Below are 15789 nucleotides of genomic sequence, written 5' to 3' on the forward strand. Positions count from 1 at the left end.
CGCTCAAGGCGGAAACGTCTGACCATCGTCGCGGCCGGGGGCGGCGTACATGCCGGTGCTCCGGAACTCGGTCGGGCTGATCCCGTAGGTGCGCCGGAAGACCTTGGCGAAATAGTTGGGATCGGGATACCCGCACCCGCTGGAGACGGCCTTGATGCTGAGCTGCCCGTTGGCCAGCAGGCGGACCGCCAGGTCCATCCGTTGCCGAACCACGAACTCGGCCGGTGCGACACCCTTGGTGCGGATGAACAGGCGGCTGAAATGCGACCGGCTCACGCCGGCAATTGCCGCCAGCGTCTCGATATCCAGCGCGCCGCCCGGATGCGCGCGGATGAACGCGATGGTGCGATCGATGGTCTCGTTCCCTGTCGCGGCGTCGGTCCGCTCCTCGCGGGCCATCACGTCGTCGTAGATCAGCATGATCGCCTGATAGGCCAAGCTGGACGCTTGTCCCGCACCGGACAGGGGCACCCGCAGCGACGAGCAGACGGCCGCGAGGGCATCCAATGTCTCGGTCCGTAGGCGGAAGACCGGCCCGGCGACGCGCTGGATCGCCCGGTTGAGCCGCAGGGCTTCCCGGCCGGTGATCGCGATCCAGAAGAACGACCACTCCTCGCCCGGCTCGAGCCAGTAGCGGTGGGCATGCGGGATCGAGACCAGCATGGTCTGCCCGGCCTCGGGTCGCCACAGGCGCCGCTCGTATTGCAGGCGCCCCCGGCCCGCCACGGTGTGCTGCAGGACGGAGAACGGCGTTTGTCCGCGCTTCAGCCCGTCCCAATCGTAGGCGCCCGGCTGCGCCCGCTCGTGCCCGGCGCTCGTCGGCATGACGTGGAAGCCGCCATGCCGACGCGGGAACGAGATGGTTCTGCGGAAGGGCCCCGCCTGGTCCAGCGCATCGAGCATAAAATTACCCGCGAAGGTTCCAATTTCCTCTTTCACGGCCCGGGCGCCGGGCGTAGCGTTACCTCACAGCAACAAGAAGATTTCTGTGCACGGTCCATGTGTTTCGGGCCGTGGGAGGGCACGATGGCCAGCTTCAAGATTGCGATCATTGGCGCGGGGAGCGTCGGTTTTACGCGAACATTGGTGCGGGATATTCTGTGCGTTCCTGAATTGCACGATATCGAGGTCGCGCTCACTGATATCAACGAGCGTAATCTTGGGATGATCTCGGAGATCCTGAACCGGATGATCTCCGCCAACGGGCTGCCGACCAAGGTCTCGGCCACGATGGATCGGCGCGAGGCGCTGGCCGGTGCCCGGTACGTGATCAACTGTACCCGGATCGGCGGTCTGGAGGCTTTCGCGGACGATATCGGGATCCCGCTCCGCTACGGCATCGACCAGTGCGTCGGCGATACGATCTGCGCCGGCGGCATCCTGTACGGGCAGCGCTCGATCGCGGCACTCCTCGATTTCTGCAAGGATATCCGCGCGGTCGCCGAGCCGGGTGCGCGCCTGCTGAACTACGCCAACCCGATGGCGATGAACACCTGGGCGGCGATCGACCACGGCGGGGTCGACACGATCGGCCTGTGCCACGGCATCCAGCACGGCTGGAAGCAGATCGCCGAAGTCCTCGGCGCCGAGGATCCGAACGCGATCGAATACGTCTGCACCGGGATCAATCATCAGACTTGGTACGTCGACATCCGCTGGAACGGCCGGCGCGTGTCGGCCGAGGAACTGCTGGCCGGTTATGAGCGGCACCCCGTCATCTCCAAGCAGGAGAAGGTCCGGATCGACGTCCTGCGCCGCTTCGGCGTCTACTCGACCGAGTCCAACGGCCACCTGTCCGAGTACCTGCCCTGGTACCGCAAGCGCCCCGACGAGATCGAGCGCTGGATCGACCTGTCGGACTGGATCCACGGCGAGACCGGGGGCTACCTGCGGGTCTGCACCGAGGGCCGGAACTGGTTCGAGCAGGAATTTCCGCAATACCTCGCCAGTTCCAGCCGGCTCATCGACCCGGCCCGCAGGACCGTCGAGCACGCCAGCTACATCATCGAGGCGCTGGAGACCGGCCGGGTCTATCGCGGCCACTTCAACGTCAAGAACAACGGCCTGATCACGAATCTACCCGCGGACGCGATCGTCGAGAGCACCGGCTTCGTCGATCGGTTCGGCCTCAACATGGTCGCCGGCCTCACCCTGTCGGATGCCTGCGCGGCCCCCTGCATCGCGTCGATCAACGTGCAGCGGATGTCGGTCAAGGCCGCGGTGACCGGGGATCTCGATCTGCTGAAGCAGGCCGTCCTCAACGATCCGCTGGTGGGCGCGGTCTGCACGCCGGACGAGGTCTGGCAGATGGTCGACGAGATGGTCGTCGCCCAGGCCGCGTGGCTGCCGCAATACGCCGGGGCGATCGAGGGCGCGAAAAGGCGGCTGGCGAACGCGACGGTGCCCCGCCGGGACTGGGCCGGGGCCGCGCGGCTCCCGGTGCGGTCGGTCGAAGAGATTCGGACGGCGCAGCGCACCGGCAACGAGACCGTCGCGCCGGACGAGCAGATCGTCGCCTGAGACAACGGCCGGGCGACGCGTTCGCCCGGCCGTCAACGACAAAAAACAAGACACATCGAGGGGGAGGAATACGATGGCGATCTTCAGGCGCCAGCTGCTGGCGATGGCAGCTCTGTTTCCGCTGCTGGCTGCGGGACCCGCACGCGCGGAGCCGACGACGCTCACCTATTGGGTCGCGTGGGACCCGCTCCAGGCCGAGGCGAAGGCGGCGCAGGCGGCCATCGCGGAATTCGAGACCGCCAATCCCGACATCAAGGTCAAGACGCAGGTCATCGCCTACGACGCCCTGCACGATAAGCTGGTGACGGCGCTCGCGGGCGGCGATGCCCCCGACATCGCCTGGGGCCTCAGCGAGTGGTTCGGCGAGTTCAACAAGATGGGCGTGCTGGCCGATCTCAGCGCCCACGCCAAGGCCTGGCCCGACCTCGGCGCGCTGTATCCCAACGTCGTCCGGAACCTGACGATCGACGGCAAGCTGCGGGCGCTGCCCAATTATCTCGGCCTGCGCGCGCTGCTCTATCATGCCGACATGCTGAAGGCGGCGGGCATCGAGGCGCCGCCCAAGACCTGGGACGAGCTGGTTCAGACCTCCGCCGCCATCCAGGCCAAGACCGGCAAGCCGGGCTTCGGCATCGTCGGCAAGGGGGCCCGCGCACCGCAGGAATTCATCACTTGCCTCGGCCAGAACGGCGTCGAGATCGCGAAGCGGATGCCGGACGGCAAATACCGCAACACCTGGGCCGAGGCGCCCGAGGAGCTCGAACGGGCGACCGGGGTGTTGGCGCTGTACGGGCGGCTGCTCTCCGAGAAGGCGATCCCGCCGCAATCGGCCAATTGGGGTTGGGAGGACGAGGACACCAACTTCGCCCTCGGTCAGTACGCCATGGTGATGAACGGCTCTTGGATGAAGGGCCGCATCGATCAGCATCCGGTGACGATGCGGGATGTCGCTGTGGCGCCGCCGCCGGCCGGTCGGACGGCCGCGACCTTCTTCGAGATTGCGCCGCTCTACCTTTTCAACGGCAAGCACGTCGATGCCACTTGGAAGCTCGCCACCTTCCTGCTGAGCCGAGACGTGCAGGCGAAGGTGTTCCCGGATCGCTCGCCGCGCTCCGACGTGACGGGTGACCCGGTCTGGGGCAAGCCGTTCACGGACCTGGTGCCGGTCGGCATCGCCTTCCCGCCGATCGTTCTGGGCTCGATCCCCCGCGACATGGAGACCGCCCTCGGGCGCGTGCTCCTCAAGGGCGAAAAGCCGGCCGCCGTCGCGGCCTGGCTCGCGCAAGCCATCAACAAGAGCCTGAAACGCTCCGGACAACTCTCGGAATAACCGCCGCACTCGGCTTTCGGGATCCAGGCGCGGGGAGGCGCGGGCGTGACAACCATGGATATGGCAACCGGATCGATCGCGTCCCGGCCGCAGGCCGGCATCGGACGCGCTGCCCGACGCGTCCTCTGGCCGTCGGCGCGAGTCCGGGCCGCCTGCGCCTTCCTCGCCCCGGTCGCGGTGCTGGTCGCGGCCCTCATCGCCGTCCCGCTGGCCGGCGTGCTGTGGCAGAGCCTGCACCATGCCAGCCTGATCGATGCCGCGGTCGGCGGCTTCGCGGGCCTCGACAATTTCCGGATGGTGCTCGACGACGAGCACTTCGTTCCGGCGCTGACGCATACGCTGGTCTGGACCGTCCTGTCGGTGGCTGGGGAATATGCCTGCGGGCTCGCCACGGCCCTGGCGCTGGCCCAGCCGTTCCGGGGGCGTGCCCTGGTGCGCGGCCTCATCATCCTGCCCTGGGTGATTCCGATCGCCATCGCGGGCGTGAACTGGGCGTGGCTGCTCAATCCCGATTACGGGGTTCTGAATGCCTGGCTGGTCCGTATGGGCGTCCTGGCCGCGCCCTTTGACTGGCTCGGGCGCAGCGAGACGGCCCTGATCACGGTCACCCTGGTCAATGTCTGGCGCAGCTTCCCGTTCTACACGATCAGCCTGCTGGCGGCGCTGACCTCGATCCCGGACGACCTGTACGAGGCGGCGGCGCTGGATGGCGCGGGAATCGTCCGGCGCTTCTTCGTCATCACGCTGCCGCACCTCCGGCCGGTGTCGCTGACCCTGATCGTCATCCACATCATCTGGACCGCGATCAACTTCGACTTCATCTGGGTGATGACCCAGGGCGGCCCGCTCGACGCTACGGAAACGCTGCCGATCCTGATCTACCGCTACGCCATGCAGGAGTTCGACGTCGGCCTCGCCTGCGCCCTGGCCACCCTGTCGATGGCCGCGATGGCGATGCTCTTCCTCGTGCAGGCCCTCCTCGTTCGGGCGCGGGAGGCCCGCTGATCATGGTGGTCTCCGCGCGTCACCGGACCCTGTCCGCGCTCACCACCGGCTTCGTGCTCGTGTTCTTCGTGGCGTTCTGCGTCTTCCCGTTCCTCTGGATGCTCGACACGGCGTTCAAGCCGGCCGCCGAGGTGTTCAGCACGGCACCGACACTCTGGATCGCGAGCCCGACCTTCAGCAACTTCCGCGCGGTCGTGCTGGAGAGCCCGTTCCTCATCTATTTCGGCAACAGCCTGATCGTTGCCGGAGTCTCGACGATCCTGACCGTCAGCCTCTCGGTCTTCGCCAGCTACGCGATGAGCCGCTGGTCCTACCTGTCGGTGACGCAGATCGTCACCGGGGGGCTGATCGTCTCGCAGATGATCCCCGGCGTCCTGCTGCTGATCCCGCTCTACGTCCTGATCCGCAACATGGGGCTGCTCAGCACCTACGCGGCGCTCGTCATCGTCTACTGCACCTTCATGGTGCCGCTCGCCAGCTTCATGCTGAAGGGCTTCTTCGACGCGGTCCCGCGCGAGCTGGAGGAGGCGGCGGCGATGGACGGGTGCTCGCGCCTGGGCTTCATCCTGCGCATCCTCCTGCCGGTGACGCTCCCGGGCCTGATGGCGACCGCCGTCTTCGCCTTCATCGCCGCCTGGAACGAGTTCATGTTCGGCTACGTGCTGATCAACGACGATGCCCGCCGGACGCTGACGCCGGGCATCATGCTCTTCAAGGGATCGCACCAGACGGATTGGGGCTCGCTGACGGCCGCCTCCGTACTGGCCGCGGTGCCGGTGGCGCTCGGCTTCGTCTACGTGCAGCGGTTCCTGATCACCGGTCTCACCGCCGGCGCGGTGAAGGGCTGATCCGGCGTGAATCAAGAAAACAACGTCAAAGGGTTCGGTGTTCGATGACGTCCATCCGCTTGCGGCAGGTCTCGAAGACGTTCGGCGACAAGACGGTGATTCCGCCCCTCGATCTGGAGATCGCGGGCGGTGAGTTCGTCGTCTTCGTCGGCCCCTCGGGCTGTGGGAAGTCGACCCTGCTGCGCCTGATCGCCGGCCTGGAGGAGATCTCGGGCGGCACGATCGAGATCGACGGGCGGGATGTGAGCCAGGCCCCGCCGGCCGAGCGCGGCCTTGCCATGGTGTTCCAGTCCTACGCCCTCTACCCGCACATGAGCGTCGCGGAGAATATCGGCTTCCCGCTGAAGATGGCCGGCGTGCCGAAGGCGGCGATCGCCGGGAAGGTCGCGGAGGCGGCGAACCGGCTCAACCTGACCGAGCTTCTCGAACGCCGTCCGAGCCAGCTGTCGGGCGGCCAGCGTCAGCGCGTGGCCATCGGTCGGGCCATCGTCCGCGCGCCGAAGGCGTTCCTGTTCGACGAACCGCTCTCGAACCTCGACGCCGCCCTGCGGGCCGGCATGCGGATCGAGATCGCCGAGCTGCACCGGCAGCTCGGCACCACGATGATCTACGTCACGCACGATCAGGTCGAGGCGATGACCATGGCCGACACGATCGTGGTGCTCAACAAGGGCCGCATCGAGCAGATCGGCTCGCCCCTGGAGATCTACAACACGCCGGCCAACCTGTTCGTCGCGCAGTTCATCGGCTCGCCGACGATGAATATCCTGCGCGGCCCGGCGGCGGACGCGCTGGGCGCCCCGGTCATCGGGATCCGGCCGGAACATCTCGCGATCGTGCCCGCGGCCGGCAACGGCACGGACGACGGGCTGCCCGGCATCGCCGCTCTCTCGGAGCACCTCGGATCCGACACGTTTGTCCATGTGCGGCTGAACGAAGGCGCGACCGTGAATGCCCGCGTGACCGGCGAGTTCCGGATCGACCGCGGTGCCCCGGTGGTGGTCGTCCCCGAGCGGGCGCATCTGCACCGCTTCACCGCGAACGGCGAAGCCCTGCGCATCTGATCATCAAAGCCTCTCATGGAGCGCCCGCGACCGGGCGCTTTCCCCCCGGCACGCGACGGTGCTGCGGGCGTCCCATGGGCGGCTTCCAGATCTGATCGACGACACGCGGTCCTGACAACCGGCCCACCGAAAGGTGCGGCCGGCAAAGCCGTTTGTCGTCGGCGGAAGAGCCATGCCCGTGAAGCGGCATGGCAGGGGCGACCCCCCATCACCCGGAGGTCCACATGTCGGATATCACCACGCACGCGCAGACGAGCGACGCGTCAGACAATACCGTGAAGGCCGATTTTGGGAACAAAGCAAGAACGGGAGCCTTCCGTGGCGGGGCCAGCGGCTTCCTCTACGGTCTCGGCGACGACGGCGTTCCGACGCAGGCCCTGATCAACGGGGCGCACATCACCAACGCCTCGCAGAAGGCCCCGTACGGGACCCAACACCCGTCGGGCGATGTCCTGGAAGTCGAGACGAGCTTCTTCGCCGGTTACGGCAAGGATATGTGCATCTACATTCAGGACTATTATCCGGACTGGGCCTACAACGGGGGCGTGCGCCCCGGCGATACCCGGACCTACAATCTGAAGGACGGGACATTCACGGAGACGGCGAACGGAGTCTGGGACTATCTCGAAGTCATCGAGTTCGTGACCGAGGCGGTCGCCACGCAGTCGGCTCATCCCGAGCGCTACGTCTTCGTTCCGTTCAACGAGCCGGACGGCGGGAATTGGTACGCGAACTGGTCCAAGATCAAGCAGCAGTTCCTGGACGACTGGAAGGCGGCCTACGACAAGATCCAGGCCGTCTGGGCTCGCCACGGACTTGGCCACGCGCGGATCGGCGGCCCTGCCCACACGCAGTGGCGCAAGGACCAGTCGACCGATTTGCTGACCTTCGCGCGCGACAACAAGTGTCTTCCGGATGTCTTCATCTGGCACGAGTTGGGCGTCGACAATCTGAGGACCTATCCGATTCACTATCAGGAATATCGCGCTGTCGAGATTTCGCTCGGCATTTCGCCGATCGCGATCAACATCACCGAATACGGCATGCTGCTGGACATGAGCGTTCCGGGCCAGTTGATCCAGTGGATGTCCTTGTTCGAGCAGACGAAGATCGATGCTCAGGCCGCCTACTGGAACTATGCCGGCAATCTGTCCGACAACACCGCGCGGCCAGCCGGAGCCAACGGCGGTTGGTGGATGTTCAAGTGGTACGGCGATCTCGACGGCAGCGAGACCGTTCAGATGACGACGCCGTCGACCAAGACGGCCGACAGGCTCCGGGCGATCGGTGCCATCGACACGGACAACCGGCGGGCCACGATCCTGTGGGGCGGCCGGGATGGCGATGTCGCGCTGGCTGTCACGGGGCTGGATACGGCCCTGTTCGGAACCAGCGTGGACATCGAGGTCAGGCAGGTCGTGCATTGTGGCACGGAAGGACTTTCGGAAACCCCGCGGGTCATCCAGGCCGCGCGGAAGATCGACATCGCGAGCGGCGGTTTCAACCTCACCGTTCCGGGCTGTGATCTGTATTCCGGCTACCAGATCCTGATCACGCCGGCCCAACTGCGTGATGTGATTCAGTCGTTTGCCTCACAGACGTGGCTCATCTCGGCCGAAGCGGAGAATCTTCAGATCTCGAACGCCAAGGTCTTCACACATAGCCCAACCGCGTCCAACGTCTGGCAGTTCCTGGCGTCCGGCGGCCGCGATGTCGGTCAATTCAACGATCCCGGATCGCGGCTGGATTGGAAGGTCACTGTTCCGAAGGATGGATCGTATCGCCTTCAGGTGATCGGATCGACACCCGGAGCGCCCGGGCGGCATGCCCTGTTCGTGGATGGAAAAGATCAGGGGATCATTCAATACGCGGCGGATCTTGCTTTGACGAGCACGGATCGGTGGAATTACCGGGGCAGTGCCGAGCGGTCCGTCACGCTGACATCCGGTGAGCATACGCTGTCCATCCGGGCGAGTTCCGATGGGGTCTCGAAGCTGCCCGGATCCGACATAACCTTGGACAAGCTGTTCCTAAAATATGTCGGTGATGGTGAGATCACCGAGTACCAGTCGACCACCTTCAGGTTGCGTGGCGGATCGAAACTCGACTGGGGGACGGATGACACGGGCTACGCGGTGCTGGTGGATCAAGGGGCGGCCCACTTCTACGTGACGGCGATCGAGCGCGGCTACTACGATGTGGGGCTCGCGTGGTCCTCGTCCGGCCCGGCGGCGATCATGCTGTCCCTGAACGGGCGTGATCTGCCAATTCCCTCGGTCGACAAGGCCGGCCGCTGGCAGAGCGGGCTGACCGTTCATCTCGCGGAGGGGATCAACGAGATCGTTCTCACGTTATCCACCGAGGTGCGCGTTCAAACGCTCACGACCAAGAGAAACTCCGGAGCGGATGCGAACGCCTATCGGGTCTCAGCCGGAACGGCACAGGTCATGGGCTCCGCGAAGTTCGCGGCCATAGATCCGTCCGCGGGCTCGAATGTATCCGGCAGCGGCTACGTGACCGGTCTCGGCGGCGGGTCGGCCAATGCACTCCAGATCAGTCGGCCCGCTTCGATCGGATCAGGAGATTACGATGTCACGATCGTGTATGCGAATGCTCAGGTTGCCGGCAAACATGAATACAACCCCCAGGTGGTGGATCTGAAGGTTTCCATCTCTGAAGCCGGTGATCTCGTCGGATCGACGCGCTTGAGGTACACGTATAGCTGGATCAGCTTCTGGCAGAAAACCCTGCCGGTCACGCTGAAGACGAACGACATGCCCGTGACGATTTTCAGCTCTGGCGATGTCGGGCCGTACATCGATGCGGTCATTTTTGCTCCCGTGCAGCCAACGCGGTCTTTCACGTCTCCGATCGTGTGAGGTGATGGCGCCGTCACTCTGCACGGCGCCCATGGCGCGTCGGACTTTCTGAAGGAGGTTTCGACGCGCCGCCTTCCGTGACGAAGGCTCATCGCGTGGGCCGGCTCTCTCAGAATGGAGGAGCCGGTTCGCCCCGAGCGGCCAGCATGCATTCTTGACCCGGACGAAGCGGCGCTGCAGATCGGGGCGGCGGCAGGCCGGGCCGCCAGGGGCCGTACTGAGGGACCGGGTCGCGTGGTGACCGCGTCGTGATTGACCTGATCGGCCTCTTCTCCCTGCGCCGCCGCTCCATCGCTGTGCGGCTCGCCGTATCGGCCTTCCTGTCGAGTTCCGCGATCCTGCTGATCGCCGCCTGGATCCTGACCACGCTCTACCGCGAGAACACCGAGCGCGCCTTCGACAGTCGTCTGCTCGTCTTCACCAACAACCTCGCCACCGATCTCGTCTCGCCGAACGATCCCGAGAGCCGGACCTTCTCGCTGGGCGATCCGCGCTTCGATCTGCCCCTGTCGGGCTGGTACTGGCAGGTCGGCAAACCCGACGCGAAGCCCCGGGACGTGCGCACCTCCCGCTCACTGGTCGGTGTGCCGCTGCCGCCCGCCACCGATTCCGAGGGCAAGGTCGGGGTCGGGCAGATCCGCCAGGGCTACGGCCGGGCGCAGGACGGGCGCCTGCTGCGCATCATGGAGCGTGACGTCGATCTCGGCGAGGAGGGCCGCTACACGGTCCGGGTCGCCGGGCCGGCGGACGAGATCGTCAACGACGTCGACCGCTTCCGCAATTCGCTTACGATCACGTTCGGCCTGCTCGGCCTATCGTTGGCGCTCACCACCCTGCTGCAGATCCGGTTCGGCCTCGCGCCCTTGAAGAAGATGCGCGCGGCGCTGGGGGCGGTCCGCCGGGGCGAGGCCGACCGGATCACCGGGACCTATCCGCGCGACATCGCCCCGCTCACCGGCGAGGTGAACCTGCTGATCGAGACCAACCGCGAGATCCTGGAGCGCGCCCGCACGCAGGTCGGCAACCTCGCCCACGCCCTCAAGACGCCGCTCTCGATCATCGTCAACGAGGTCGGCGCCTCGGACGCACCGGAGGAACTGGCCCAGAAGATCCGCGAGCAGGCGGCGGTGATGCGCGATCAGGTGAACTATCATCTCGACCGGGCCCGGGCCGCCGCGCTTGCCGGCACGCTCGGCACGTCGACGGAGGTCGAGCCGGCGCTGGCCGGCCTCGTGCGCACCTTCGGCAAGATCTACCGCGACAAGGACATCGCCTACGACGTCCATGTCCCCCCGGGTTTGCGCTTCCGGGGAGAGCGGCAGGACTTCGAGGAGATGGTCGGCAACCTCGTCGACAACGCGTCGAAATGGGCCCATGCCCGGGTGGCGATCCGGGCCGAGGCGGTGACCAAGGCCGATTATCCCCACCTCGTCGTCGCCATCGAGGATGACGGCCCCGGCCTTCCGCCGGAGGCGCGCCAAGCCGTGCTCGGCCGGGGGCGGCGGCTCGACGAATCGAAGCCAGGCTCCGGTCTCGGCCTGTCCATCGTGGCGGATCTCGCCACGCTCTATCGGGGTCGCTTCACGCTGGAGGAGGCGGCGCTCGGCGGCCTGAGAGCGGTGCTGGAGGTGCCGGGCGATGCGCCCGTGGGTGCGGCGACGCATTGACGCGATCCGGGGCGCCGGATCGTGTTTCGCGGTCCGGTGCAAGTCTTCGCGCTGGCGTGTGATTTCTCTTCGCTCTTGTCTTCGCGCGGCACTTGCGTGACACCGTGCCGCCGCCGGGGGGCGTCGTGGCGTTCCGCCGCCGGCTCCACATGGTGTGGAGAGACGTACGGGCCGGTTCGGCCCGCTGGCGAAGGTTCGATGACGGCGATCTGGTTCATCCTGGCGGCCATGACTGCAGCTGCCGTTCTCGGCCTGCTCTGGCCGCTGTCGCGGCGTGCCGTCGTGCCGACCGGCGAGGCGGGCGGCACCGCGATCGCCACCGAGACCGCCTTCTACGAGGACCAGATCGCCGAAATCGCGCGTGATCAGGAGCGCGGCCTGATCGCCCCGGAGGAGGCCGAATCCGCCAGGGCGGAAGCGGGCCGGCGCCTGCTTCGGGCAAGCCGCGAGGTCAGGCTGGAGGCCGAGGACGCCGGCATCGTCGAGGCCGCGCGCCCGGCCGAGCCGCGCTTGCGCCGGCGTCGGGCCGCTTCGGCCTTCGCGGTTTCCACCATTCCGCTGGTGGCGCTGATCGCCTACGGCCTCTACGGCTCGCCGGAACTACCGGCCCAGACCGAAGCCGACCGGCAGGCGACCCGCGGCGGCACGGATGAATTGATGAAGGCCGTTGGGCAGATCGAGGCGCGGCTCGCCCGTGACCCGAATGACGCCCGTGGTTGGGCCGTGCTCGCTCCGGTCTACATGCGCACCGGCCGTTTCGACGATGCCGCCCGCGCCTACGGCAACATCGCCCGGCTGAAGGGCGAGACCGCCGACCTCCTCGCCGATCAGGCCGAAGCCCTGACGGCAGCCGGCGACGGCACCGTCACCCCCGAAGCCAAAGTGCTGTTCGAGAAGGCGCAGGCCAAGGATCCGAACGCGCCGAAACCCCGGTTCTTTCTCGCCCGTGCCGCCGAGCAGGCGGGCGACACCGATGGGGCGATCCGCCAGCTCGCCGCCCTCGAAACCGCCAGCGCGCCGGATGCGCCCTGGCTCGGGATCGTCCGGCAGAGCCTGGCGCGCCTCAAGGGTGAGCCTGCGCCGCCGCCCGCGGTGCCGCAGGCGGCCCCGAAGGTCCCGGCCGAGCAGCAGGCCGCGATCCGCGGCATGGTCGATGGGCTCGATGCTCGGCTGCAGGCTGGCAGCGGCACACCGGACGAGTGGCTGCGGCTGGTTCGGTCCCGGGCCGTGTTGGGCGAGCACGATCAGGCGACCGCGGCCCTGGCTCGTGCCCGGACAGCGCTCGCCGGCGATCCACAGGGTTTAGCGCAGGTCGAGCAGGGCGCTCGTGCCATCGGTCTGGCGCCGGAGGGCGGGTCGACGCGTCCGACCGAGCCGGCCCCAGCCGGACCGGCGGCCCGGGCCGAAACCGAGGCCGCGATGGCGGCCGTGCGCGCCATGCCGCAAGCGGAGCGCGACGCTGCCATTCGCGGGATGGTCGAGGGGCTCGACCGGCGCCTCGCCGCCCGGGGCGGTACGCCGGACGAGTGGATGCGCCTCGTGCGCTCCTACAGCGCGCTCGGCGAGCGCGAGCAGGCGGTCAGGGCCTTGGATCGCGCCCGGATGGCGCTCGCCGCCAACGGCGATGCGGTGACGCGGCTCGACGGACTCGCCCGGGAACTCGACCTGCCTCCGAAGACCAACCCTTGAGCGTGACAGTCGCGCGGCGTCGGCCGTACGACAATCGGTCCCGATGCCCGCCCTTGACCGGCGCTCTCCTGAGGCCGACACCCTGAGGAGCTAGAATGAGAACGGTTCGGGTCTGGGCGGGCGACCGTCCACCGGACTGCGGGGTGGAAGTATCGTGACGCGTAAGAGCCGCCGCCTGATCCTGATTGCCGCCTGCGGCAGCGTGCTAGCGCTCGCCGTGGGGCTGATCCTGTTCGCCATGAGCGGCTCGATCGTGTTCTTCCGTTCTCCTACCGATATCGCACTTCAGAGCATTGCACCGGGCACCCGACTGCGCCTCGGCGGCCTCGTGAAGGACGGTTCGCTCAAGCGCGGACCGGATCAGACGGTCGACTTCGCCGTGACCGACACGAACGCCACCGTCGACGTCCAGTACAAGGGGTTGCTGCCGGACCTGTTCCGCGAGGGGCAGGGCGTGGTCGCCGAGGGCGTCCTCGAGCCGGGCGGCCAGTTCCGCGCCGATACCGTACTCGCCAAGCACGACGAATCCTACATGCCCCGCGAGGTGGCCGACGCGCTGAAGGCGCAGGGGCGTTGGCAGGAGGGCGGCCCGAACAAGGTGGCTCCCGCCGTCAAGCCATCCGCCGCAGCGGCGGATTCGACCCTCGGCCCCCGCAGCGAGCGGTGAGAGAACCTGCATGATCGTCGAGACCGGCCATTTCGCGCTCGCGCTCGCCCTGGCGATCTCCCTCGTCCAGATGGTGATGCCGATCTGGGCTGCCCGCTCGGGCGACCCGGCACTCCGCCAGATCGCCTCGCAGGCGGCGCTCGGCGCCTTCGCCTGCATCCTCTTCGCCTTCGCGGCGCTCACCTACGCGCACGTCACCTCGGACTTCTCGGTCCAGAACGTCGTCGAGAACTCGCACACGCAGAAGCCGCTGATCTACAAGATCTCCGGCGTCTGGGGGAACCACGAGGGCTCAATGCTCCTGTGGGTGCTGATCCTCACCCTGTTCGGCGCCTGCGTGGCGGCGGCGAAGAACTCCGTGCCGCCGCGGCTGCGAGCCAACACGCTCGGCGTGCAGGGATTGATCACCTTCGTGTTCGTGTTGTTCATCATCACGACCTCGAACCCGTTCAGCCGCGTCATCCCGGCGCCGCTGGAGGGCAACGATCTCAACCCGCTGCTGCAGGATGTCGGCTTGGCGATCCACCCGCCGCTCCTCTATATCGGCTATGTCGGCTTCTCGATCAGCTTCGCCTTCGCGGTCGCCGCGCTGATCGACGGCCGGATCGACGCCGTCTGGGCCCGCGCCGTGCGGCCCTGGACGCTCACCGCCTGGAGCTTCCTGACGCTGGGCATCGCGATGGGCTCCTACTGGGCCTATTACGAACTCGGCTGGGGCGGCTGGTGGTTCTGGGATCCCGTCGAGAACGCTTCCTTGATGCCGTGGATCGCCGGCACGGCGCTGCTGCACTCCACCGTGGTGATGGAGAAGCGCGACGCCCTGAAGGTCTGGACGGTGTTGCTCGCGATCCTGACCTTCTCGCTCTCGCTGATCGGCACGTTCCTCGTTCGCTCGGGCGTGATCACCTCGGTCCATTCCTTCGCCACCGACCCGACCCGCGGCGTCTTCATCCTGGCGATCCTGATTCTGTTCATCGGCGGCTCGTTGACGCTGTTCGCATGGCGGGCGCCGCTGCTCCGGCAGGGCGGGCTGTTCGCGCCGATCTCGCGCGAGGGGTCCCTCGTCCTCAACAACCTGTTCCTGGTCGCGGGCTGCGCCACGGTGCTCGTCGGCACCCTGTATCCGCTGCTCCTCGAGATGCTGACCGGCGAGAAGATCACGGTCGGGCCGCCCTTCTTCAATGCGACCTTCGTGCCGCTGGCGATTCCGCTCCTGCTGATCGTGCCCGCCGGGCAGGCTTTGGCCTGGAAGCGCGGCGACGTGCTCGCTGCTGCGCAGCGCCTGTTCGCCGCTTTGGCCCTGGCCCTGGTGGTCGGTTTCGGGGTGCTCGCCCTGACCTGGGGCGGCCCGGTGATGGCCCCGGTGGGGATCGGCCTTGGCGTCTATCTGCTGATCGGCTCGGCGCTGGAGATCGTCTCCCGCGCCCGGGGTTACGGATCGAGCCGTGCCCGCTCGCTCGGCCAGATCGGGCGCCGCGCCATCGGTCTGCCGCGCTCGGCCTGGGGCACGGCGCTGGCCCATGCCGGCGTCGGCGTGGTGGTGTTGGGCATCGCCGCGCAGGGATGGGCCGCGGAGGGGCTGGCCACCCTCAAGCCCGGCCAAAGTCTGACGACGGGGCCTTACACGGCGACCCTGGAGAGCGTCGCGCCCCGCAAGGGGCCGAACTACGAGGAGGCCGCCGCCTATCTCACGATCCGGACCCGCGCCGGCGACGAGGTCGGGCAGGTTGAGACCGGCAAGCGCTTCTACCCGAGCCGCAAGATGGCGGTCACGGAATCCGGCCTGCTGACGATCGGGGTGAGCCAAGTCTACGCGAGCCTCGGCGAAATCGGCCAGGACGGCAGCGTCGGCCTGCGGCTGTACTACAAGCCGCTGGTGCTGCTGATCTGGCTCGGCGCCGTGGTGATGGCGGCGGGCGGTGGGCTCTCGCTCACGGACCGCCGGATGCGCGTGGGTGCCCCCGCCAAGGCGAAGGCACGGCCGATACCCAACGCGGTGCCGGCCGAGTGAGGACGGAGATGAAGGCCCCCGCGGATCTCCCTCCCCCCTCTCAGCTGCCGGATTGCCATTTCGGCTCCGGCGATTTCGCTTCCGGATCGGGCGCGGGGCCCCACTCCCG

General features: G+C 67.4%; 11 protein-coding genes. 10 read left to right on the forward strand and 1 reads right to left on the reverse strand.

The features are described from left to right. Positions 1 to 3: 3 nt before the first annotated feature. Complete coding sequence (locus MKK63_RS29140; RefSeq protein ID WP_244007694.1) at positions 4 to 939, reverse strand: AraC family transcriptional regulator; 936 nt, start codon at positions 937 to 939, stop codon at positions 4 to 6. A gap of 87 nt (positions 940 to 1026) precedes the next feature. Here MKK63_RS29140 and MKK63_RS29145 point away from each other — a divergent pair, with 87 nt between their 5' ends. The 10 genes from MKK63_RS29145 (at position 1027) to MKK63_RS29190 (ending at position 15680) form a co-directional block, all read left to right on the forward strand. Continuing rightward, a complete protein-coding gene (locus tag MKK63_RS29145; protein ID WP_244007696.1) occupies positions 1027 to 2520 on the forward strand; it encodes an alpha-glucosidase/alpha-galactosidase in 1494 nt (497 codons plus the stop codon). 73 nt (positions 2521 to 2593) lie between these two features. After that, on the forward strand, positions 2594 to 3850 hold the full coding sequence (locus tag MKK63_RS29150) for an ABC transporter substrate-binding protein (RefSeq protein ID WP_244007698.1): 1257 nt from the start codon (positions 2594 to 2596) through the stop codon (positions 3848 to 3850). A 54-nt stretch (positions 3851 to 3904) separates the two neighbouring features. Next, positions 3905 to 4855 carry a carbohydrate ABC transporter permease gene (locus MKK63_RS29155; protein ID WP_244007844.1) on the forward strand — a complete coding sequence of 317 codons (951 nt, stop codon included), beginning with the start codon at positions 3905 to 3907 and terminating at the stop codon, positions 4853 to 4855. A gap of 2 nt (positions 4856 to 4857) precedes the next feature. Continuing rightward, positions 4858 to 5703: a carbohydrate ABC transporter permease gene (locus tag MKK63_RS29160; RefSeq protein ID WP_244007700.1), complete on the forward strand. Its 846-nt coding sequence runs from the start codon at positions 4858 to 4860 to the stop codon at positions 5701 to 5703. Positions 5704 to 5747: 44 nt separating this feature from the next. Then, positions 5748 to 6767 carry an ABC transporter ATP-binding protein gene (locus MKK63_RS29165; RefSeq protein ID WP_244007702.1) on the forward strand — a complete coding sequence of 340 codons (1020 nt, stop codon included), beginning with the start codon at positions 5748 to 5750 and terminating at the stop codon, positions 6765 to 6767. A 224-nt stretch (positions 6768 to 6991) separates the two neighbouring features. Further along, complete coding sequence (locus MKK63_RS29170; protein ID WP_244007704.1) at positions 6992 to 9646, forward strand: hypothetical protein; 2655 nt, start codon at positions 6992 to 6994, stop codon at positions 9644 to 9646. 248 nt (positions 9647 to 9894) lie between these two features. Continuing rightward, a complete protein-coding gene (locus tag MKK63_RS29175) occupies positions 9895 to 11313 on the forward strand; it encodes a sensor histidine kinase (RefSeq protein WP_244007706.1) in 1419 nt (472 codons plus the stop codon). 198 nt (positions 11314 to 11511) lie between these two features. Further along, a complete protein-coding gene (ccmI, locus tag MKK63_RS29180; protein ID WP_244007708.1) occupies positions 11512 to 13002 on the forward strand; it encodes a c-type cytochrome biogenesis protein CcmI in 1491 nt (496 codons plus the stop codon). A gap of 154 nt (positions 13003 to 13156) precedes the next feature. Then, on the forward strand, positions 13157 to 13669 hold the full coding sequence (gene ccmE, locus MKK63_RS29185; RefSeq protein ID WP_244007710.1) for a cytochrome c maturation protein CcmE: 513 nt from the start codon (positions 13157 to 13159) through the stop codon (positions 13667 to 13669). Positions 13670 to 13679: 10 nt separating this feature from the next. Beyond that, positions 13680 to 15680, forward strand: coding sequence for a heme lyase CcmF/NrfE family subunit (locus MKK63_RS29190; RefSeq protein ID WP_244007712.1), 2001 nt, complete (start codon positions 13680 to 13682; stop codon positions 15678 to 15680). The last annotated feature ends 109 nt before the right edge of the window (positions 15681 to 15789 follow it).

The sequence above is a fragment of the Methylobacterium sp. J-088 genome (assembly GCF_022829295.1).
Classification (GTDB): Bacteria; Pseudomonadota; Alphaproteobacteria; order Rhizobiales; family Beijerinckiaceae; genus Methylobacterium.